Origin of the sequence: Pseudomonas sp. LFM046 (assembly GCF_000949385.2) — a bacterium.
GTDB lineage: Bacteria > Pseudomonadota > Gammaproteobacteria > Pseudomonadales > Pseudomonadaceae > Metapseudomonas.
Window position 1 is genome coordinate 2,974,520 of the sequence record NZ_JYKO02000001.1, and the last position, 22,168, is coordinate 2,996,687.

At 60.7% G+C, this 22,168-nt stretch carries 15 protein-coding genes; 4 read left to right on the forward strand and 11 right to left on the reverse strand.

The features are described from left to right. Positions 1–37: 37 nt before the first annotated feature. The 3 genes from TQ98_RS13655 to TQ98_RS13670 all read right to left on the reverse strand — a co-directional run bounded on the left by TQ98_RS13655 (position 38) and on the right by TQ98_RS13670 (position 7,017). Positions 38–1,480 carry a hypothetical protein gene (locus TQ98_RS13655; RefSeq protein WP_044872472.1) on the reverse strand — a complete coding sequence of 481 codons (1,443 nt, stop codon included), beginning with the start codon at positions 1,478–1,480 and terminating at the stop codon, positions 38–40. Continuing rightward, positions 1,480–5,901 carry an ATP-binding protein gene (locus TQ98_RS13660; protein WP_044872471.1) on the reverse strand — a complete coding sequence of 1,474 codons (4,422 nt, stop codon included), beginning with the start codon at positions 5,899–5,901 and terminating at the stop codon, positions 1,480–1,482. The genes TQ98_RS13655 and TQ98_RS13660 overlap by 1 nt, the downstream gene beginning before the upstream one ends. A 249-nt stretch (positions 5,902–6,150) precedes the next feature. Further along, positions 6,151–7,017, reverse strand: coding sequence for a DNA-binding protein (locus tag TQ98_RS13670; RefSeq protein WP_044872469.1), 867 nt, complete (start codon positions 7,015–7,017; stop codon positions 6,151–6,153). A gap of 87 nt (positions 7,018–7,104) precedes the next feature. On the opposite strand from TQ98_RS13670, the gene TQ98_RS13675 reads away from it, so the two are divergent. After that, positions 7,105–8,229, forward strand: a complete 1,125-nt coding sequence (locus tag TQ98_RS13675; RefSeq protein ID WP_044872468.1) for a tyrosine-type recombinase/integrase — start codon at positions 7,105–7,107, stop codon at positions 8,227–8,229. A gap of 162 nt (positions 8,230–8,391) precedes the next feature. On the opposite strand, the gene TQ98_RS13680 is transcribed toward TQ98_RS13675, so the two are convergent. The 8 genes from TQ98_RS13680 to TQ98_RS13715 all read right to left on the reverse strand — a co-directional run bounded on the left by TQ98_RS13680 (position 8,392) and on the right by TQ98_RS13715 (position 18,185). Beyond that, positions 8,392–9,783 (reverse strand): hypothetical protein, encoded by a 1,392-nt coding sequence (locus TQ98_RS13680; protein ID WP_158249359.1) that lies wholly within the window; start codon positions 9,781–9,783, stop codon positions 8,392–8,394. Then, positions 9,734–10,657 (reverse strand): AAA family ATPase, encoded by a 924-nt coding sequence (locus tag TQ98_RS13685; protein WP_044872466.1) that lies wholly within the window; start codon positions 10,655–10,657, stop codon positions 9,734–9,736. The genes TQ98_RS13680 and TQ98_RS13685 overlap by 50 nt, the downstream gene beginning before the upstream one ends. After that, entirely contained in the window at positions 10,654–12,561 is a 1,908-nt protein-coding gene (locus TQ98_RS13690) for a hypothetical protein (protein ID WP_044872465.1), read from the reverse strand. The genes TQ98_RS13685 and TQ98_RS13690 overlap by 4 nt, the downstream gene beginning before the upstream one ends. Continuing rightward, positions 12,558–13,238 (reverse strand): hypothetical protein, encoded by a 681-nt coding sequence (locus tag TQ98_RS13695; RefSeq protein ID WP_146036019.1) that lies wholly within the window; start codon positions 13,236–13,238, stop codon positions 12,558–12,560. Before TQ98_RS13695 ends, TQ98_RS13690 begins: the two co-directional genes overlap by 4 nt. Positions 13,239–15,014: 1,776 nt before the next feature. Beyond that, entirely contained in the window at positions 15,015–16,229 is a 1,215-nt protein-coding gene (locus TQ98_RS13700; protein ID WP_044872463.1) for a pyridoxal phosphate-dependent aminotransferase, read from the reverse strand. Further along, positions 16,229–16,861 carry a dimethylmenaquinone methyltransferase gene (locus TQ98_RS13705; protein WP_044872462.1) on the reverse strand — a complete coding sequence of 211 codons (633 nt, stop codon included), beginning with the start codon at positions 16,859–16,861 and terminating at the stop codon, positions 16,229–16,231. Before TQ98_RS13705 ends, TQ98_RS13700 begins: the two co-directional genes overlap by 1 nt. Continuing rightward, on the reverse strand, positions 16,858–17,523 hold the full coding sequence (locus TQ98_RS13710; RefSeq protein WP_044872461.1) for an RraA family protein: 666 nt from the start codon (positions 17,521–17,523) through the stop codon (positions 16,858–16,860). The genes TQ98_RS13705 and TQ98_RS13710 overlap by 4 nt, the downstream gene beginning before the upstream one ends. Continuing rightward, positions 17,523–18,185: an RraA family protein gene (locus tag TQ98_RS13715; protein WP_044872460.1), complete on the reverse strand. Its 663-nt coding sequence runs from the start codon at positions 18,183–18,185 to the stop codon at positions 17,523–17,525. The genes TQ98_RS13710 and TQ98_RS13715 overlap by 1 nt, the downstream gene beginning before the upstream one ends. A 105-nt stretch (positions 18,186–18,290) precedes the next feature. On the opposite strand from TQ98_RS13715, the gene TQ98_RS13720 reads away from it, so the two are divergent. From TQ98_RS13720 to TQ98_RS13730, 3 genes are all read left to right on the forward strand, one after another. Further along, positions 18,291–19,190 (forward strand): LysR family transcriptional regulator, encoded by a 900-nt coding sequence (locus TQ98_RS13720; RefSeq protein ID WP_044872459.1) that lies wholly within the window; start codon positions 18,291–18,293, stop codon positions 19,188–19,190. A 137-nt stretch (positions 19,191–19,327) separates the two neighbouring features. After that, on the forward strand, positions 19,328–20,146 hold the full coding sequence (locus TQ98_RS13725; RefSeq protein WP_044872458.1) for an alpha/beta hydrolase: 819 nt from the start codon (positions 19,328–19,330) through the stop codon (positions 20,144–20,146). Between the two features lie 127 nt (positions 20,147–20,273). Next, complete coding sequence (locus tag TQ98_RS13730) at positions 20,274–21,719, forward strand: alanine/glycine:cation symporter family protein (protein ID WP_044872457.1); 1,446 nt, start codon at positions 20,274–20,276, stop codon at positions 21,717–21,719. The last annotated feature ends 449 nt before the right edge of the window (positions 21,720–22,168 follow it).

The following is a 22,168-nucleotide window of genomic DNA, read 5'->3' on the forward strand; positions in this document are numbered from 1 at the left end:
TGCTTCTGACCGCTATCCACTTCTCGGTGGCGATACGCTAGACGAACATAGCTCCCATCGTCAGCGTTTGGCTAAACCGATCACAAGTGTTGTCTCGGTGTAGCGTTTTCACCTGCCAAAGATAGAACGAGCGCACCGTCCGTTCCGTCGAGACTGGCCCTTCCCGGTAGCCCGTGCCTCGCGAAGTGAGCGCGGTACCGCAGTTACCACCGAACTGCATCGGCCGCGCGGCTCCCCAGCCCGTATTCCAATAACAGAGATCCGCAACGACCTGCTCGTCTACCTTAATCTCCAGGTGCCCGTCACGGGGGGTGAGTTCGGCCTGGTCCGAGCCTGGTAGCGTTGGAAGGAAGAGCCGCCCCGGATACAGGTCGTGCTGAAGATAGCCTAAGCGGTCGAGGCCGAGCGGCGCGGCAAGCGGCCAGGCCCTGCTCTTCTCCTCCAGGAGTCCGTGAAGACGGGGTGGTGTCAGGAGGGTCGTCGTGCACAGTGGCTCTGGAGCCGCACTGCGAAGCATCTGCCCGAGAGACCAGAAATCATCCAAATGTGCAGCCAAGTCCGCATCGGCGATGTTGCTGCCTGCCGCTTGCGACCATCGGGCGATCGAAACCTCCACACAGCGCTCCATCGACATCACGATTGGCGAGCTGAACGCGATAAGTTCGTCACCCGGCCGCGCTGTTTGTACGCGGTCAACCAAGGCTCGCAAGGAAGCTTCGATCGCCTCGGTATCGCCGTCGAAGTCAGTTGTCGCAGGGAACCAAAGCGGGCGCTGAGGTCTGAGCAAAGCCAAGGTCGGATGGACAGGCAATGCCAAGAGTGCCTTTTCTTCCGCCAGATCCGTTGGCATGGCCCAGAACTCCTCGGCAACCTCCAGCGTACGAAGGTAGGCGGAGATGGCACGAAGGGCCGTCCGTGAAGATAGATGTCCGATGAAACCTTCGCCCATGGGCCGTAAGAAGTGCCAGGGGTCTCCTTGGAACGGAGCTTCTGGGTAGGCGGCGCGGTTCGACGTCCACTCAAAGGCCATCTGCCGAACGAAAGGCAGCCGAGTATGGTTCTCGAGCTCGCCCATGGAAGTACGGAAGATCCGGGGCAGATCTATGCCTTGCACGCCATCAAAGTCCTGGGGGATCTCAAATTCCTCGGGAACCTCCTTCAACTCGCCGTCGTCTCCTTCTCTCAACAGACCAAGGCTTTCCAGTAGCAGGTCCGAAAGGATGGATGATCTCGGGATGCTCCCAGCCAGCTTGGTCGTGGGTGAGTAACCGTATGCTTGTGCCGCCATCCAGAAGATACACAGGACCTCGACCGCTTCAGCCTCAAGCTTGCGTGAGCTCAGCAGCTGGATCAACGCGGTCTCGGTTTCGGCCCTCGAGCCTGACTCACCTAACAGGGCTGCCAGCTCCTGTATGGTCCACCACCGTGTAGACGTCGACGGCCAACCAAGCCGGGCAATGAGGATGCGAAGCTCGTCCATCAAGCCTCCGATCCGGTAGAAGAGATCAACTCAGCCGCCCAGCGAGGCCGCTCTAACGGCAGGGTGCGGGTGTCGTCAATGACGCAGTTGACCATCGTCTCCGCAAACTTCACGGCCTCCGCGATCCGCTTTTGTCGTGCGTAGAAGTAGACCATCACTTCCGAGGGCGCCACACGTGGCAGTTCGGGGTCGCCAAACATGCCATAGGTCGTCGCAGCCACGAACTCGTCACAGCGCTGCGGATAGTGCTTGACGACCAAATCGAGTCTGCTGAGGGTCTTCTCTTCTTTCTCCGCAAACCCGACCCAGGCCCCGTTTCGGATGTGCGCCTGGACAAGGTACTTCCATGCCGCCTTCACGCCACTTAGCTTGCGCCTCGTCTGAAAGGCCAGGTCAGACAGTACCAGGACTCCCCTGGGCCAGCCCTTTTCTGACAGAAGCAAGCCGTCGAGCGCCGCGAGCAGTCGCATTCCCTGCCCCGCTTTGTCCCAGTGCTGATACCAGTCGCGAAGAAGTCTCGCTTGCTCGTTGTAGCTGGCCGATAGGCTGTCGAGCAGGTCGCCGAATTGCTCCGGCGCAAAGGTCGTGACATCCCCCGTGTAAGGCTTGCTCTCGCTACCGCTGCCGGGATACTCCGATCGCTGCAGCAGGCCAATGTCCCAACCGACGTGCTCCCGAAGGACGCGAAGTCGCTCCGCAGCACTTGAGCTGCCTTCCAGTGCAAGTCTACTCAGCACGTCATGGATCGCAGGATGCAGTCCGGTTCGCATTAACGCGTCCAGGGGCCAACCGTCCTTGATGCCTTGCACCACGTATTCCCGCAGACTGTCTTCTGCTTGCGACCAGTCGCCTGCGTGCGTGTGCTCCTCGTACTTAATCACCAGAGCGGACGGCTTCAACTTCGCAAGCAGCCGATCGGCGGCCGTCAGAACATGCCTGGTGCCCTTCCCGTCGGTGTAGTCCAGGACGTGGTGGACCTGCGGCGCAATACGGCCGAGCAATCGACGAGCGTCGTTCGGCGCGACATCGACCAAGTAGCCGATGGCGTCGACAGTGTTGTTCAGCGTAGGGTCCTTGCGATGCGCATAGCCAGTGGTCAGCTCCCACGTCTGCTTGCACAACTCACGAGCGCTGGTGCTCAACCCATGGGCTAGCGCAATGGCACAGAGCTGGAGCGGCGTCTGAAGATGTACGCTGGTTTCATGGCGGATCTCTGCATCAAGCAGGACACGCTGGGACTCGACGAACGCCGCCGCCGCATCGTCGCTCATCCTCGTCAGCAATCCGGCCGCGTACTGGGTGCGGAAGGACTCGCTGTCAAACCAAACGTACTGCCCGGCCGCCGCCATGGTTTCTTTGGTCAGGGCCACATTGTCGAAGTGGTCCAGCAGGACGCTGCCCAGGCGGATGTCGCAGGCAATGCGATGCAGCGCGTTCCGGAAGTCTTCGGCTGCAGAGCTCTCGTCATGGCCTTGCCTGAAACGCCTGAACTCCACCGCCTTGAGTAACTCGAACAGTTCATGGAAGTCCACCAACTCCCCCCGCCACCAGTGCTGCGCAACCTGCGCCGCAGCCACAGAGAGCGCGTTGAGGAAGTCGGTGATGTTCTTCCGGTCTTCGTAGACGGGAGCCCGCACGAACTCAAAGGCGGTCTGCCCTTCCGCAGCCATGCACAGGCTCAACTGAACGGCGCTGAAAAACCAGTGGTGCGCGAGCGTCGCCAGATCTTCCTTGCGCTCGTAGTAGCCGCCTTTGAGCCACTCGGTAGGGATAGGTGCGTTCAACGGCTTGGAAGCCCGCATGCTGGCTGTCTCCACGGCAGCGACCAAGGGGGTTCGGCCGAGCTCGCTGAAGTCATCGCGACCTGCGATGCTCACTCCAGCGGTCGCTGCCGCGCGGACGCACGCATCACTGATGAGACTCTTGCTCTCACCAGGGGCAAGCGAAGCCGCGACCGCCATCAAGTCATCCACATTGCCTTCCTCAACCAGCATCTGGACGCGCGGGAGCCAAACGACCGGCCCGTTTTCGGAAACTAGCCGGGCCAGCGCTGTTGGGGTCGCGCCGATGGCATTAAGCCGTGCAAATGCGTCGACCAGGAACTGGAACTCATCAGAGCCGGCGCTCGACGAGTACCTGCTGGAGAAACGGTTCACGCCTCTGAATCGACGAAGCGCTTCTTCACCGCACGCTTCGGCGACAACTTGGTCGCCCCGCGCACGCAAGGCCAACCCGAGCGCGGCTAGCCGCAGGATGTCCGCCTCATGCCTGGAAGCCACAGCCTCGCGCACGACGCCCTCCTCTGCGGTCAGGATCAACGTGAACGAGATCAGCCTGGCCGCGTCGTCGTTCTGCATCTGATACTGGCTGCCACCGACCATCCGTGCCTTGAGGTGCTCCAGTCGACAGGCTTCAGCGAACTCGTGGATGTCCAGCGCTGCGACCAGAGCATCGGACAACAGCGTGTCAAAGAGCGACTCTGGATATCCCTCCTCCAGGCGGAGCATGATCCAGTCGCGGGTGAGGCCGGCGATGAGGTTTTTGGGGTCACCTAGCCTCGCCTGGACCGTCCAAAGCCAGTTCACGCGTAGCGAGGTGGGTGCAGTGGTCTCCAACCAACTTGCCACCGCCGGCATCAGCTCGTTGATGCGGTCGGTGTAGCCGGCGGTTGTACGCACGAAGACCGCCAGGCTCTCGTGAAAAACCTTCAGGCCAGCCGCTGAAGAGTGAAGCAGATGCTCCACTTTCGCGACCTCCGGTTCCGCCGCGCCGACATTCGCCGCAATCTCTGCGAATGCAGGCTTCGGCCAGAAGAACGAAAAGGCACATACGAGCCGCAATGTGTCCTTGAGGCTTGGGGGGAGGCGTTCCCAAAGCGATGCGTAGTAGAACTTTGCATCCTGACTCAAGTCGCCCTTCAACTGCTCGACATCCCACCTCGACAAGCTGCGACGGGCATGCTCAAGCTCAGCGACGGCATAGATGACATGCAGAGGATGGCCATTGGTCTTTGTGCGAAGCGCGGTTGCAGCCTCCTGCAGTTGCCCTTCCGCACCATCCTCGCCCTCGAATCCAGTCGTAAGCCTGCCCTCCTGAAGCGCCCTGCGCAAATAGGACAGGACTGCGTTCTCAGACATCGCCGGCAGCGTACGCCACTCAGCCTTGGGCGCGAAGGCAAGCAGGTCCGTCGGCAACTGGGCGTCGTCCACAGGTTGAGTGCCGACGAGCAGCACCATGTTGTCCGGGCATGGGATCAGTTGGGAGAACACATCGTCCAGCGGCCGCTTGTCCTCGGCGTTAATGCGCCAGACGTGGTCCAGTCCATCCAGGACGAGAACGAACGGTTTGGCCAGCTTTTTGTAGTGAGAAGCACACGCTTCAAGGAGCGAGCGCAGGTCGCCCGCTGGTACCTGAACATCGGGATGAAACCGTTTGACCTGCGCTTCGATGGACTGCTCGACCACATAGCTGTTCACCCGATCGCGCCCCCGCTCCGTCGTCGAGAGGAAGTAATGATGTCGGACCGTGGGGATGTCCCGCTCGGCGAGCGTGTCGCACAACGCGCTCAGATAGGTGCTCTTTCCACGCCCCGGTGGTCCTGTGAGCACGATCGCACTCCCGGTAGCACCGATGGCGTCACGGACAAACTCCGAATGGAACGTCTCATCAGGTACCTCGTAGCCCAGCGGGACAACGAAGTCCTCAGGCAAAGGCGCCGGTGGCGTCGAGCGCAGGATGGTGCGGACCTGCTCCACCGTGATCCAACCGTCAGGGCGAGGGAAGTTTGTCCGCGTCGCCCAGTTCAACGCTACGTTCTTGAGGGTGGCAATGCCCTCAGGAGTGCCGTGCTTGCGAAGTCGTGCATCGACCTCTTGCTCTAGCGTGTCGAACCCCTTGTCGCTGTGAAGAATGTGCAGTTGACTGAAGAACGCCTCGCAGTCTTGTTCACCACCAAGTTCGGCGATGACCTGAGAACGCCTGGGCTCGGGGATCTTCGCGAAGGAGATCTTGCCGCTGTTCAGGCAAGCTTCGATATCGGCATCCGGTCGGCGGTTGGTCGTCAGCGAAAGCACGCCAGTACGCGCCGGCTCCAGCGCCTTGAAGGCATCGAACCATTTGCGCAGCATCGACCTCGATCGCGCCGTCTTGCCGGTCTTCTCCAGCATCCAATCCCAGCAGAGCGGATGCGCGTGTGGCGCCGGGGTATACTTGACCTGCTGGAGGTCAACCAGGCCATCCGCACGTTCGACAACGATGTCATCCAGCCCCGTCGGCGCGACGGCCTCGTCGTCGCACTCAAACTTCACCCGGGTGTAGCGAGCCGGCGCGTCAAGCCAATCGCAGAGAATTCTGAGGCCTTGCCGGTTCTGGTAGATGTAACCGGCGGCAGTGATCGCGGTGTTCTTGATGTCTTCAGACATGGGTGGACTCAACTTGAGAAGTCACCAGGACACCATTGGACTGCACCGCGAATTCGGCGATGTAGCAAAAGGCAACGATACGTGGATTGCCTGTTGCCCCTCGGAAGCGCAAGACCGGCACTTGCTCCACGGGCACGACGCCCAACGTCCCCCTCAGATGCCCGCGATTATGTTCCGTCATCAAGGTCCTCTCACCCCCGCTTTCGTCTATCTCCATAGTCACGCCCCAACTCAGGTAAAGCCCGTTCGCTAGCCCGAGGCTGCCGGTTTTCGCGGCCGTTTCACCGGCGTGGCACGGGCGCGTTTGGTGCGCGCCGGCTGAGCGAGCTGCTCAAGGGTGGACGCCCTGGCCTTCTCGGCGGCAGCGACTTGCTGCGCCTCGCTGAGTTGAGTCAGTGCCGTATCCAGCCGCTGGCGCAGTAGCTCCTGCTGCTTCCCGGCCGTCTTCAGTTGAGCGGCGGCCGCCCTGCTCTCCTCACGGGCGCGATCGACCTCGCGATGGGCGCGATCCTCCACACCTTGTACGTAGGCGGCCGACGACTCGCGCTCCTGCGTCAGCTGACGCTGCGCCGCCTGCAGCTCCTGGCGCAGGGTGCTGGCGTCGTGCAGGGCCGCCTGGCGCTCCTCGGTGAGCACCGTGCAGCGGTTCTGCAGGTCGTCCAGCTGCGCTTGGCGTTGCGCGAGCAAGCGCTCCAGGTCGGCCAAGCGGGTCTCCGCGGCCTGCTGCGCGGCCTGGGCCGCCGCCACCTGCTGCCGCGCCTGGGCCGCGGTCTGGCGCGCGGCCTCCTCCACCGCAGCGACGCGCAGGCGCTCGGCATCCAGCACGGCGCGCTGTTCGCTCAGGCCCTGCTCGGCCACACCCTGCGCCAATAGGATCGCCTGCTGCCACACCGCGACAAAGGCCTGCGCCACCTCCGTCGGCAGCCCGGGCAGGCGAGTCTCGCCGCGCAGACGCTGGGCCAACTGGTCCCACCACTGGTCCAGCAGCGCCCCGACCCGGGCCGGACTGCCGCGACCGAGCTCCAGGCGCACGCGTTCCACGGTGGGCCGCTCGCCGCGCGCCAACACCGCATCCGCCGCGGTGAACACCTCGCTTTCCGGTACGCCTACCGCCATGCCCTGCCTCCTGCTAAATTAGGTCTGATAATCGGATGTTATCCGACCTTATTGGATAAAAACTTCATTTACCATACGTTGAACGTAATGAATCATACACTTCTATTACCGCCGAGCGACAAAGCCCTGCTCGCCGTCGATCGCCTGGATACTGAGGCCCGCGCCGCCGCCGCGGCCTTCGTTGCCGCCGGCACCGCAGCCAATACCCTGCGCAGCTACCGCAGCGCCCTCGCCTACTGGGCCGCCTGGTTGCAGCTGCGCTACGGCCGCACCCTGGAGACCGGGCCACTGGAGGGCGCGGTGGCGGTGCAATTCGCCCTCGACCACCTGGCGCGTCCCGAGGCCGGCGGTTGGCAGCACCTGCTGCCGCCGGCGCTGGATGCCGCATTGGTCGACGCCGGCGTCAAGGCCAAGCTCGGTGCCCTGAGCCACAACACCGTGCGTCAGCGGTTGGCGGTACTCGCCAAGTGGCATGCGCTGAAGGACTGGCCGAGCCCAACTGAGGCCGTGGCGGTGAAGACCCTGTTGCGCGAGGCGCGCAAGGCACAGGCGCGCCACGGCGTCGCCGTACGCAAGAAGACCGCGGCGGTGCGCGAACCATTGGAGGCGCTGCTCGCCACCTGCAGCGATGGCGTGCGCGGATTGCGTGACCGCGCCCTCCTCCTCCTGGCCTGGAGTGGCGGCGGCCGCCGGCGCTCCGAAGTGGTCGGCCTGCAGGTGACCGATCTCCGTCAGCTGGACGCGGACACCTGGCTGTACGCCCTGGGCACGACTAAGACGGAAACGGGCGGTGTGCGCCGGGAAAAGCCGCTGCGCGGGGCGGCGGCGCAGGCGCTCACGGCCTGGCTGGAGGTGGCACCGGCCGACCACGGGCCGTTGTTTCGCCGCGTGTATAAAGGCGGCCGCGTCGGCACGGCCGGACTCTCGGGGGATCAGGTCGCGCGCATCGTGCAGCGCCGCGCCCAACTGGCTGGGCTCGCCGGCGACTGGGCGGCGCATAGCCTCAGGTCCGGCTTTGTCAGCGAAGCCGGACGCCAGGGCGTGCCGCTCGGCGAGGTGATGGCGATGACCGAGCACCGTAGCGTCAGTACGGTGATGGGCTATTTCCAGGCCGGCGCCTTGCTCGGCAGTCGGGCCAGTCGACTCCTGGAATTCCCGGAAAGCCTCGCGGACCGCTCCGAGGACAGCCAGGATTCGCCCAGCAAAGGGTAGCTCCGAGGCTGAAGGCGCGGGCCTGCTGAGATTGCGCCCCACCGAGCCCCTTGGCTCGCTCCCAGCGCCACCAAGCAGCAGGAAGTCGACTCGATCGATTAGCGGAGACGTAGCCCCTATAGGGAGTGAAATGGCCGGGCACGGTCCTTTCAGGCGACGCAGTTAGAAGTAAAACATCGCTGTAGCCGGGAGCGTGCCATAGAACAGCCTAGGGGTTGCCGGGGCGGTCAATTCTGCGCGGGTACCGAGATTGCGTATTCGGAGGGTCTGCCTGAACTGGGCAGGCCCCATCAGCTGCCGCATCGCCGCACGATCAGCAGGCAGGTCGAACTCACAGCTATAGCGCCCCTGCAACCCCTCCCCGAGCAGCCGAGCCAACCGAATCGGGGAGCGGCCTGTGTCCAACACCCCCCAAAAATGCCGCGGATCAATGTGCACGACAAACCGCGACGCCGCACGACTCCAGAACCATAAGCGCGCGATCAACTGGTAGAACGTGCATTGAAAAAAGCATCGCGCCACCCTGGGCGCCATCTGGAGTTCTGCCAACTGCTCCAGGGCTGCCTCGGCAAGGTGCGTCACCGCTTCAGCATTGTCGGGAGATTCAAATTTTTGCCGAAATATCGACAAGGCCACGGAATACACGCACATGCTACGCGATGCCTCGCCGAAGTCGGGTCGTGAAAGAACGGCACCGCAGGGGCAATCACGATGTGCCTTAAGCAGATGCATTTGATGAAATCGGACAAAACGTTGGTAGCACTCCTCGGGCGAGCCTGGCGCCGCCCCCCCGCCGCTCAGGTCGAGCGTCCGGTACCAGACTTTACTGGTGTTATCGCGAGTAAATTCCGGGATCACTCCGCAGTCTGCGAGCGCTGGCACACGACCATCGGTCAACCCAGAAAAATGGAGGACATCCAGCACTCCTAATCGCTGCAGTCGCAGCGTATTCGTCAGGAAGTGGAAGCAAGCGGACTCGGCAATGTCGTTGCTGTAGGACCGACAGACGGCAAAGAGCGCGCGGCGGTTCGGCACCCAGTAGCCGCAGTCCGCGCAGCGATAGCCGACCGGACTCCCGAACGGGGTGGGGATGAATCGCCAAATGTCGTGGCAACGTTTACACAAGGGCTTCAGCGGTTGGTGATGCCATGGGCAGCTGGCTACCAGGCGCAAGGAGAAGATTGCCGGAACAAGTCCTGTCTCAGCCAGGCATTGCGCACAATACTTGATGGGGCCGAACACACTTTTCGGAAAGTACTCGGTGGCGAAATTGACGCTGCTGTGGAGCCGAGAATAGCCAGGAGTGGAACCGTACATCTCCTCCAGGACGCTTTCGATATGCATTTCCCGGCCGTTTTTTGTGTGCCGCCGGGCTGCCAGCGTTAAGGGCACCGTTCCCAGCACTACCCTCCCGCAGACGCCATTCATCACGGCAGTTTTGTGCAGAATGGCAATCGCATGATCACACGGCCACGGAAAATTGTCGGGAAAAAACAGCCCGTGTTTATAGTGCATCGCAAAACGTCGCAATACCCGAGCGGTAAACCGCTTCATTGATCAGCCGGTCATCGGCTTCGAATAAGGCACTGTCATGCGGCGCGATGAGCAGCAACAGGTCGAGGATCGCCTCGCGTACGTGCTGCATGGGAAGATTGTTGATGTACTGACCTTTCACTTGTTCCGCGAAGGCCTTCCAGAATCCCGCTGCCAGGGGAGCCAGCCTGAATCCGGCGGCAAAAGCCTCAGGCGCGAAGAAGGCGGTATAGCTGATGCCCGAGTCCACCGGGAATTCGGAGCCCTCGTCACACGCGTGCAGGATTACCCTCAGTTCTTCGACGCTCTGACACCCTTTGAACTCGAGGATCTCTGAAAAGAAGCGAGCCACGATCTGATCGTGCTTTAGTGCACGAAACCCAGTGAGTCGCTCATGGATGGCCCCCGACTGGGCAAAACCGATCATCGTTAGCTGAATGCCTGGCAGCTGCAGATAATCGTAGAGGCACGCCAACACGTGAAAGTCGTTTTGAAGCCAATGCTGAACCTGATCGACGACCAAGACACATTGCGGCGCGGGTTGACCGGTCACCTGCCCTTCGATGTGCGCCAGTAGATGCTGCAGATAATCGACCCTAGGCGCAGGGGGACTCAGGTGCTCCGAGTCGCACAACTCCTTGAGCACTGAGTGCCGCCTGCCGGCCTGACGGAACACGGCGATGTGGAGCATCGTGAACACGTCCGGCCACTGCTCCCTTATTTGCTCGGCGACATATTCGGCGCAACGGGATTTACCGACGCGCGACGGCCCCTGGAACAACACGGCGGATCGCCTGGCGGCGACTCGATCGAGACTCAAGTGCAGGACACGCACCATCTGCTGCGTGATGAACAGCGCCCGGTTGGCCCTGAGCGGATGCGCGCGGGCGTTCATCGTTTTCGGTTCAGCGCGCGACCCGGCGTAAGTAGCTCACCGTAGTCGGTCTCCGCCTGGATAAAATAGTCCGGCCGCACGGCCTTGCGTTTTCGGGGCTGCTGGCTTTCCGCCTCATCGCTTGCTGCTTCGCGACTGATGGCCAACGCCACCCCCGCTTGACCCTGTTGAATAAAATAGTCACAGAGTTGCTGGCCCGGAGGGCTATCCCCATCGAGCTTCAGATCCCCGGAACGGATCAAGCTGTTCACCTTGCGCCGCACGGCGGGGGTGTGCTTGAACTCGCCCCACCAGCCTTGGGCGCGGAGAAAACCGATGCATTCACCATTGGGCAGAAAGGCTTTGACGGCGCGGTAATCGTGATTGTCGACTTCGATCAACAACTCCATGCCGACAAAGCCAAAATCACTGGCCAGGACCTCGTTGGTGTAATGCACCCGATCGAGTTGGATGTAGGGACGACGCCCACTGTCGGGGCCACCACGCACAGTCGCTTTACAAGTGGTGAGGTCTGCCTGCAGCCGCTCCTGCTGCTCGGCTGTATACCTCGGCACCAGTGCGCCCTGGCGGAAGAACTGCTCCAGGTAACCTAAGGGCGTAAAGTATCCCAGCCCTTCACTGGGCGTGACATTGTAGTTGGTCAACATCACGTCCATCGCGTCCTCCATCAGCGTGAAGTCTATTTCGTACTTCACAGCTTTTTGCTCGGCGTCCTTGGCCCGCCCGGCATGCGGATGACTGCCAGTGGAAGACACCAATAGGTGAACTTTGCGTACCACCTCCAGAAAGGAACGTTCGATTTCTGCGCGCGCTTCGAAGTGCCCCACCGGTCCGATGCAAACCTGATAACCGAAGTCGCGGCGTGCCTCGGTGGTAATTTTTTTGGCGAGATTGGATAGATGGGCGTCAGCAAAAAATACCCCGAAGCTGACACCCTGGCACTCTTCGAGGATGCCGGAGGGCAGGCCTGCGCCTGGCTTGTACCCATAATCATCGTTGACCAACGCTCTGGGGTGCCAAACTCCAAGACAGGCTTGGGCGATCACCTCACGCACATCGGCCGCTGAGACCTCACTTCTCAGGACAAGCTTGTAGGCTAGGACCGCATGACAAAAGGCGTCGATGATCGACAATAGCCAGATCCGGTCTATCACGACCCATTGATAAACTCCCGGCGCTTCTTCGACTCGCAGCGCAAAGAAGGCGTCGATGCTGTGGCCATCCAGTTGTGCGCAGTCGAACGGGCGCTTCGCCTTGATGAAACGTCGATGGCCGGTGCCCGTCGCTAGATGCGCCACGGCAACTTCATCACCGTGGGCATGGATGTATTGGGCCGCGAACCTTTCCCGCAGCTCTTTTAGGTATTTGCGGATGCTCGTCCGGCCTTTGTGCTTGGTATTAAACGGCCAAGCCGGGTAAACAATGCCTGCCTTATCCAGCAGTCGATAAAAGGTGGAGACTAAGAAACTCATTCCTCCGCGTTCGTCGTTTAATACCGCGCCCGGCGTACGAAGGAGGTCGATCATGGCCGCTTCAATGTCGGTGTGCTCAGACAAGAACAGGTTGAGCACGCCGGTCAGGCCCCCCTGCTGCTCACTGCGTTTCATGCCAATGGGCTTGCGTCGCTCATAGGGAACAACCCGGGCGTTCGCCAACAACGCCCGCTCGCCAAGATAATGTCCCTCATCATCCATGGTGCAGAAGCGCTGCGCATTCCGGTTGACCTCGTTGGCCGCCATTCCGGTCCGCAGCCGGATCTCCTTCATTGACGCGCCGGCTATGTACAGTGATACGGCGAGCCGTTTGCGGGCGAACTCCGGCCATTCCGCGAGTGGTACCGTCGCTGGCTCAACACGCGGATAGTCACCGTCTCGGACGGCCTGCGGGACAGCTGTACGCTTCATGAGGAGACCCTCAGCCACCATGTTGTCTGTCGCGCGGGGGTGGAGTCTTCAATCTCAAGCGCCACGTGTCCTTCAATGGTGAGGCGCACCAGGGCACAAATCAGGTGGGTGGGCGCCAGCATGGGATAGGCCTGTAGCAACCCGCCGAATGTCCCCGCCCGCTCCTCATTCACGTAGTCGCGGACGGTCACCGTCACGTGATCCACCAAGGGCTGGGTACGCCCAACCGCGATGAAATGCATAAGGCGGAGACGGGGCAGCAGCTCATAGTAACGGGCAACTCGCGTGGACTCATCGAACAAGCGATACAACATCCCGTTATTCGCGGCTAATTCGTGCTGTATTTTGATCTGTTCGCTGGCATTGACTTCGTCTACATGTCCGGCTTTGACTTCATGCCACTCCGACACGCCGTCAGCGTTTCTGGCCACAACATCGGGCCGAGTCCGACGACCGCCGCGTAAGTCACCATACAACTCGTTCGCCGTTGGGATCCAAAAATCAACGACTTGGGGATCAAACTCGATATTTAGCAGCCAATGCGCCAATTCATGGTTGCTTTCCAGAATGAGGTCAGACCGAATCTTATGGCTGTAGACCAGCCACAAATAGCTGCGGGTTGATCGCCGGCTGCGAATCCTTGCTAGCAAAGCATTCGCTGGAGTTTTATTAGGCATAGCCGCCCCCTCAATGACTTGAGTCGTGGGGGTGACTTGCCGGCCCCTCACGTGAATTCCCTTTAATTGGGGGTGCAGCACCAAGATATAATTATAGTCGTCGATATTTAGAGTTGACTGGCAAAAAAAATTAAACCTTAGATTCTTTATGCGCTCCGGGCATAAGTACACGATACCCTACCGAGAAGCAACGCGCCCTGACGGCAGAAACTGCATGGAAAAGGATAAGGTTAAACCCAGCAGCGGTGGCCTATCTTCCAGGCAAGCAGCTCAGCGCCGCTGCGCCTTGCGCCACTACATTGAATGGCAAGAACGCGATTTACCGTCGCTGCCCTACGAAGTTTGTCTCTACCTCGCGCACCGATATAGCTGCGGTAAAGGAGGGATAAATTTAACGCTTGCCGCGCTCAGTGCTTGGCACACGCAGAACGGTTTTCCTGATCCTACCCAATGCCCGTCAGTGGTCCGACTCGCGCATCACATCAATCGCTGCCTGTCCCCGAGATTCCATCCCACACTGCAACCGCCGCCTTCAATACTGGATGTGATGCTACTAGCCGAAGCACATAAACGCTGTTTATGCGCTGAGACGTCGCCAGACGGCAAGGCACGTGAAGATTTGGCACCACCAAAACCTCCCTCCGAACTTATTATTTACCGCAATAAAGCAATTTTGCTCATAGGGTTTTGGTTCGGGTTGACTACCGCAGAGGTGTGCGAGCTAAAGAGGAGTGATATCAAAATAACAAAAAACTCTCTCGAAATTACCACTAATCGTATCACTGAAGGCCGAGCGAGATACTCCTACCGTATTGGCCGCCTCCCGATTCTTTGCCCTGTCGCGGCGTTAGAAGAGTGGCTGAATTATCCAGGCAGCTCGAGCGACCATCTCTTCCCTCGGGCGAGCCGGAAAGTCTTGCCTGGCCAGGTGAGTTCTCGCGGCGTGCTCGTTTTCTTTAACAAATTAATGGCTGCGCAAAATAGACCGACACTCAACAAGCGATCGCTTCGCTACAGCCTCTACTTCTTCCTAATGGAAATCGGGTGGTCTCGCAGAAAGATATTGAAACATGTGCCATTTTATAGGGGGAATGCATCGAGGAAACGCCTTGCCAAGACATCTCGAGACACTTCCAGCCATCGAATCCCGCCAGTCATAGCAACCCAGGTTTTGTCAGCCATAACCTTGGCATTCGAGAAAAGCCGATACCAACCGGCTTAGAATCCATCGAAATAAAAATATATGGAATCGTCTATCTCTTAATGCTCGTTTGTGAATCTTTAGTTTCCGAGAAAAGAGAAAGGTCTCACAGGGTCGAGTTTTTGCGAACAAACTCTTTGAAAATCCTGTGGCGTAGCAACGGAGGGACTTGATTCTTAGAGAGTTTTTGGCGTTGGCTTGTTCAGCATGTTAGTTCTGAGGGCTGAACTAAAAGTGGAAAAACCGAGCAAGTAAAACTGGAAACAGCCCTGCCCGCCGACAACACCCAGATTTACTTCCCCACTCATGCCGGCTGTGCGCGAGCTTGAATCTAAGATGCTCGGCGAGTTGCTGACCCGCTACCCGAATGGAAAAACTGCGATAAGGCACCGGCTGACATATCAGGTATGCCGAAAAGCAATGGGCGCGAGCCAAGATAGCTTTGCTCGCCCCGGCTAATTTGGGGAGGTTTGCGCGAGAAACCAGGGACAGGCAGGAGCCTTTTGAGCGCCTGCACTGCTCCTGGCCGACCGGACAGCCTGTGTTGCTACCCAGTCTTAGACGTTACCCGCAAGCTACCTGAGGCTTTGACAGAACCGACGGATTGCCTCGCAAGCCTGCTTCAGGGAATTGTCATCCAGCGCATAGGCAATGCGGATGTAACCCGCCAGCCCAAAGGCGCTGCCGGGCACCACCGCCACATTGGCCTCATCCAGCAGTGCGTGGGCCACGTCTTCATCGCTGAACAGTCCTCGCCCGCCGGCGGACACCTTTCCGACGAGCGCCGAGCAGTCGGTGAAGGCGTAGAAGGCACCAGCCGGCAAATCGCACTGCAGGCCGGGGGTGTCATTGAGCATGGCCACCATGAAGTCGCGGCGCCGCTGGAACACCGCGCGGCTTTCCTGGATGAAGTCCTTGGGACCACGCAGGGCCGCCAGCGCCGCGTGCTGAGAGATGGAGCAGGCACCGGAAGTCTGCTGCCCCTGAAGCTTCTCCATGGCTTCCAGCAGCCAGCGTGGCCCGGTGGCGAAGCCGATCCGCCAGCCGGTCATGGCATAAGCTTTGGACACCCCGTTCATGGTCAGGGTGCGTTCGGCCAGGCGCGGTTCGACCTGAGCCAGGGTATGGAACTCGGCACCATCGAAGATCAGGTGCTCATAGATATCGTCGGAAAGAATCAGCACCTGCGGGTGATCCAGCAGCACATCCGCCAGGGCTCGCAGTTCTTCGCGACTGTACACCGCGCCGGTCGGGTTCGACGGCGAGTTCAGGATCAACCAGCGAGTATCCGGGCTGATCGCGCCCTCCAGCGCCTGCGGGGTCAACTTGAAGCCAGTGTTGGCACCACAGGTGACGATATGCGAACGGCCTCCGTAGAGCTGCACCATCTCTGGATAGCTCACCCAGTAAGGTGCAGGGATGATCACTTCGTCCCCCTCATTGAGGGTGGCGGCCAGTGCGTTGTAGATCACCTGCTTGCCACCGCTGCAAACCAAGGTGTCTTCCCACCCCACCGCGAGGCCGTTCTCGTCCCGATACTTCGCGGCGACTGCTTCGCGCAGGGCACGCAGGCCTGCGACCTGGGTGTAACGGGTGTGACCCGCCTCTATCGCGGCGACAGCGGCCTGGCGGATGTGCGCAGGCGTGTCGAAGTCGGGCTCTCCCGCGCACAAGGAGATGATGGTGGCACCTTCCGCGCGACGTGCGGCGACACGATCAATGATTCGATAAGTTGCTGAGGGCTGAGCAGCTGCAACGCGCCGATTAAGGCTCTGAAAGTCCCGGCTCACTAGCCCACCTCCGGACGTTTCAGTCCCATCAACTCGACGGTTGTGTTGCCTTCGCGCAGGGCCGCCATCATCCGCGACTCCTTCTCGGCACGGGCTTCGCCGTCAGCCAGGGTTCGTGCGACTTCGTCCTGGGGAATGATCACGATGCCGTCGTCATCGGCCACCACCAGATCTCCGACGGCGACCTGGGCACCATTGAAGGGAATGGGCTGACCAATGGAAGGGGCGGTGGCCTTGACGGTGCCTTTTACCGACACGCCGCGGGTATACACCGGAAAGCCCAGCTTCTCGATGGCCTGGATATCCCGCACGCCTCCATCGATGATCAGTCCCACTACGCCAGCCGCCTGGGCGGCGACAGTGAGCACTTCACCCCAGTAACCAGCGATGAAGTTGCCGGTGCTCACCACCAGCACACTACCCTTCGGTGCTCGCTCCAGCGCCAGGTGCAGACCCAGGTTGTCCCCCGGGGAACACTCCAGTGGATAGGCTGGTGCCGCGATGAACGCGCCGCGCCAGATGGGGCGAATGGCCGGGTCGACGGCAGTGGGCAGTCCCGAAGCCTCATACAGGGTGGAACTGCCGAGCACCTTGGCGCGCGCTGCAACTGCTTGAATATCGTAGGCACTCATTGGGACTTCCTCTGCAGGTCGTGGTAGCCAAGCGCATTTCGCGCTTCCTTGAGGGTCTTGCCGTGGGCGATCTGCTCGCGGATCTGCGCCTCGACCTGTTCGATCTGGCGGGCACATTCCGCGACAGCCCGGGCGCGCTCACGCGGCACGATCACTACGCCATTGGCATCAGCTACGACGATGTCACGAGCGCAGGCCCGGGCGCTGCCAATGCTTAATGGCTGGTTCACCGCCACCACTTCGACGCGATCCTTGCCGGTGCGCATGAAGCGCCCCTTGGTGAACAGTGGATAGCCCTCGCCCAACGCCTTATTCACATCACGGCAGACGCCATCGATAACGGTGCCGGCGATGCCGCGCGCCAGTGCGTACTGGGTCATGATGTCGCCCCAGACGGTGCAGTCGGTACGGCCGCCGTTAGCAATGACGACCACATCTCCCGGGGCCACGTCGTCGATGAAGTCGCCGACGGTACCGGGTGGAGTGCTGGCAGAAACGTACTGCACAGTGAAGGCCGGGCCCACGGTCACTTTCTGGTAGTCAGCCAGAGGTGCGATATCCAGGCACTGACCAGGCAGACCCAGCTTGTCCATGGCGTCGGAAACCGCTGGGGTATCCAGCCCTTCGAACAGGGCGACCAGATCCTTATCTTCGAGATTCATCAGTGCTGCTCCGCTTTGATGGCTTCGAACTGACTGTCGTGCATCACGCTCTCCACCGAGCGCCCTGCCCTCACCGCCTCCACCATGCCCGCCTGCCGACGGTCAATGCGCTCCGCGAGATCAAGCACCTGCTCGATCACCTCGGCAGGCACGAAAACGGTGCCGCACTCGTCGGCGATGACGTAGTCGTCTTCGTTCACCGCCACACCGGCCATGGTCACAGCACACCCGGAGTCCACCTGCACCAGTCGATTGCGCGCGCTGATCATGGTCACGCCGCGGCCATACACCGGGTAGCCGATGTCTTCGCTACCTTTGATGTCGCGGCTGAAGCCATCGATCACCGAGCCACGAATACCTTTCTGGCGAGCGGCATTGGCGAGGATGTCACCCCAGCTGGAAATACCTTCCACGCCGCCGGCGATGACCAGCACGCGGTCATCGGATTCGATGCTGGCCACGACCGGGGTGATGAGGTGCACGGTGGGGGCGGAATCCTGCTTGGGGGCGAGCTGCACTGTGCTGGCCCGGCCTACGATCTTCGGACAATTCCACAGCGGGCGCAGGCCGACCGTGGCGCCGGGCAGTCCGAGGAAGTCCAGCGCGTCCGACACCGTATTGGTGTCCAGGGCGGACAGTCGGCTCAGGAGAGGTGTGTTCATGGAAAGCGAACCTTGTTGTTTGGAGTCCCGAGTATCGGCAGTCAATTTCCATAGGTATATTACTAATCAAGTAAGGCTCCCATAGCCTCCACATATGGTAAAACCATGATCAACTTTCGCTTGGTTCGACACCTCTGGCTGTTCCTCGCGGTGGCCGAGGAGCAGAGTTTCAGTCGCGCAGCCAAGCGCCTGGGCATGTCTCAGCCACCGTTGACCGAGCAGATCCAGATCCTCGAGCACTCGTTGAAATTGCGATTGTTCGAACGATCTCGCCAAGGCGCAAAGCTCACGCCTGCCGGTGCCGCTATCCTCCCGGCCGTACGCAAGTTCGCCGATCAGTTGGAGCGCCTGGAGCTTGCCGTACTTGAAGCGGTGTCTGGCCAGGCCGGGGTGCTGACCATCGGTGCCATCACCAATGCGATGATCGACGTGCTACCGCCGCTGATTGACCGTTTCAAGGCCCAGCATCTGCAGATAACCGTCACCGTGCGGGAAATCGACAGTGCCGAGGCCATCCCCGCGCTGGAGGCCGGCGATATCGATCTGGCCTTCGCCCGACTGGAGGGGAATCTGGGCAAGGACATTCGCTCCATGCCCCTCACCGAAGACCGACTGGCCGTGGCGATCCCGCGGGAGCATCCGCTGGCGGCCCGCTCCCGCCTGACGCTGGCCAGCCTTTCGGATGAAGCCCTGGTGATGTCATCCCGGCAGGTCAGCCCGAACTACTTCGATTACCTGATCGGTGTATGCAAGGCTAATGGCCTCAACCCCAGGGTGCTTCACGAGGTGCGCTCAGTCTCGTCGCAGATCGCTTTCGTCAGCTGTGGCCAGGGTGTCGCCCTGGTTCCGGCCTCAATGAAGAAGCTGGCGCCCGAAAACGTGGTGCTGCGCCCGGTATCGCCCAGGCTGAGCATCGTTACCACCGCAGTCGTTTGGAACAGTGCCCGCTCCAATCCACTGGTGGATGCCCTGCTGGAACAGTTGCGAGGCAGCGTTCCAGGCTGATGATGCTGGAGAATTTTCCATACCTGAAACCTATGGAATCGTTACTTGATTAGGAATTTACAGAAGGATTCCCCGATCGGAGACTCGACGAACAACGCATCCAGAGCACCATCGCAAAGGTTCCAGGAGCCACCCACGTGACGACACAACAAGAGTTCGACCGATCCTTCGTGCCACTGACCCTCGACGGCGTCGATCTGCAGGTCGCAGCCTTGCACCGAGCGGGGGACAAGGCACCTATCCTGTTCCTCCACGGCTTCGGCTCCACCAAGGAGGACTACGCTGACATCGTGCGTTACGCCGCCTTCAATGGGCATCCGTTCCTTGCCTACGATGCACCTGGCTGCGGTGAAACCACCTGCTCGGACCTCGCGCGTATCGGCATCCCGCTCCTGGTGAAAACAGCGCTGGCGATGCTGGATCAATTCGGCATCCAGCGCTTCCACCTGGTCGGACACTCCATGGGAGGCCTCACCTCATTGATGCTGGCCCATCAGCACCCCGCGCGCGTCCTGAGCTTCGTCGATATCGAGGGCAATATCGCCCCAGAAGACTGCTTCCTCAGCCGTCAGATCCACGACTACGCCCAGGACGACGCCGAGCGCTTCTTCAATGATTTCATCGAGCGCACCCGCCATGCCCCGGCCTATGCCAGCGCGCTCTACGCCGCCAGCCTCCGCCACAAGGTTCGGGCAGGAGCGGTTCGCGGGATATTCGAATCCATGGTCGCGCTGTCGGACCATGGCGAGCTGATGGAAAAGTTCCTCGCCCTGCCCTGCCCTCGCATGTTCATGTATGGCGAGCAGAATGCCCATCTTTCCTACCTGGCCTACATCCAGAGCCAAGGCGTGCATCTCGCGGAAATCCGCAATTGCGGCCACTTCCCCATGTATTCCAATCCGACGGCGATGTGGGAGCGAATCGCCCATCTGCATCATCTCAGCCCTACGAGCTAATGACCTGAGGAGCGCTCTCGGCGCGCTCTTCTCCTAACCCTACGGATAACCACTGCGGTCGATCTGACGACTGCAGAGTTTCCGTGCGCCTATGAATGTGCATTACAACAATAACGAGGTAACTCCTATGCTCGAAGCCATCAATGACTTTATGTCAGGCAAGGTCCTCATAGTCCTCATCGTGGGCCTGGGCACCTACTTCACCATCAGTTCTCGCTTCGTCCAGTTCCGCCATTTCGGCCACATGTTCAGCGTGTTCAAGGAATCCATCCGTGGCCAGGCTGGCCAGCTGAGTTCCTTCCAGGCCCTGATGCTGAGTCTCGCCGGCCGCGTCGGCGCCGGGAACATCGCCGGTGTCGGCCTGGCCGTAACCCTCGGTGGTCCGGGCGCGGTGTTCTGGATGTGGGTCACTGCGCTGGTTGGCATGTCCAGCAGCTTCTTCGAGTGCACCCTGGCCCAGGTCTACAAGCGTGCCGATGGCGATGGCCTGTACCGTGGCGGCCCGGCCTACTACATCCAGCACGGCCTGAAACTGCGCTGGATGGCGCTGACCTTCGCCGTGCTGCTGCTGGTGACCTACGGCTTCGCCTTCAACGGCCTGCAAGCCTTCACCGTGACCCACTCCCTGGAAAACGCCTTCGGTCTGCCGGTGCAGTACACCGGTATCGGCCTGGCCGTGCTCCTGGGCCTGGTGTTCATCGGCGGCATCAAGCGCATCGCCTCGGTGTCCGACCTGCTGGTACCGGTCAAGACCCTGGCCTACATCGCCGTCACCTGCTACGTGATCATTTCCCAGATCGAGCTGGTGCCGGACATGCTGGTCACCATCGTGAAGAGCGCCTTCGGCCTTGAGCCGGCCTTCGCCGGCCTGCTGGGCAGCGCCATCGTGATGGGCGTGAAGCGCGGCGTGTTCGCCAACGAAGCGGGTCTGGGCAGCGCCCCGAACGTCGCCGCCGTGGCCGCCGTTAAGCACCCGGCCGCCCAGGGCGTGGTCCAGGCGTTCAGCGTGTTCCTCGACACCTTCGTGATCTGCACCTGCACCGCACTGCTGATCCTGCTGTCCGGCTTCTACACCCCGGGCTTCGAAGGCGACGGCATCGTGCTGACCCAGAACTCCCTGGCCGCCGTGGTCGGTGAGTGGGGCCGCGTGTTCATCAGCGTCGCGCTGAGCCTCTTCGTCTTCACCTGCATCCTCTACAACTACTACCTCGGCGAGAACGCCCTGAAGTTCCTCGCCGGCCGCAGCCGCACCGCCCTGCTCGGCTACCGTGGTCTGGTGCTGACTCTGATTTATTGGGGCTCGATGCAGAACCTCGGTACCGTGTTCGCCTTCGCCGACATCACCATGACCTGCCTGGCCTTCGTCAACCTGACGGCCTTGGCCATGCTGGTCAAGGTCGGCCTGCGAGTGATGCGCGACTATGACGAGCAGCGCAAGGCCGGCATGGACCAGCCGGTGTTCGACGTCTCGAAGTTCGCTGACCTAGACCTGGACCGCAACGCTTGGCCATCGCGAGCCACTGAAGAGAATGAGCTTCTCTCTGTAGCCCCAACGTCAATAAATCGCGCCTGAGAACTGGCTAACCATACCAGCCAACCGCTGCAGACATGTCGCTAAAAGCCTGGGCTCTAACCCAGGCTTTTGTGCTTCACAGGACTCCGATTACCTAGCGCAGAGCATATAAGACAGCAGAACCAACGGCCCAATTTGATGACCATTGGGACCAATGTGGTAGTCGTGGTGGTCAGTCCAATTGTGGGCGAAGCGGTTCGACACCAACTCCGGACCTCGCCGGTCTCCTCAGGGCGATGAAGTGTGGCACCGGGGGAACGAAACACCCCGAAATACACGTCTGCTTCTTGGCCGGAAGCTGCCAGTTGCGAGAGGCAGTTACTGGGACCTGAATGCGGAATCGCTAAACGCTGCAGGTAAAAAGCGACAGGAAAAGCTCAAGGACACGTTGTTCTGGGCCAGGACCATGAAACATTTTCAATGGCCCTGGATCCAGGGCCGGCAAGCAG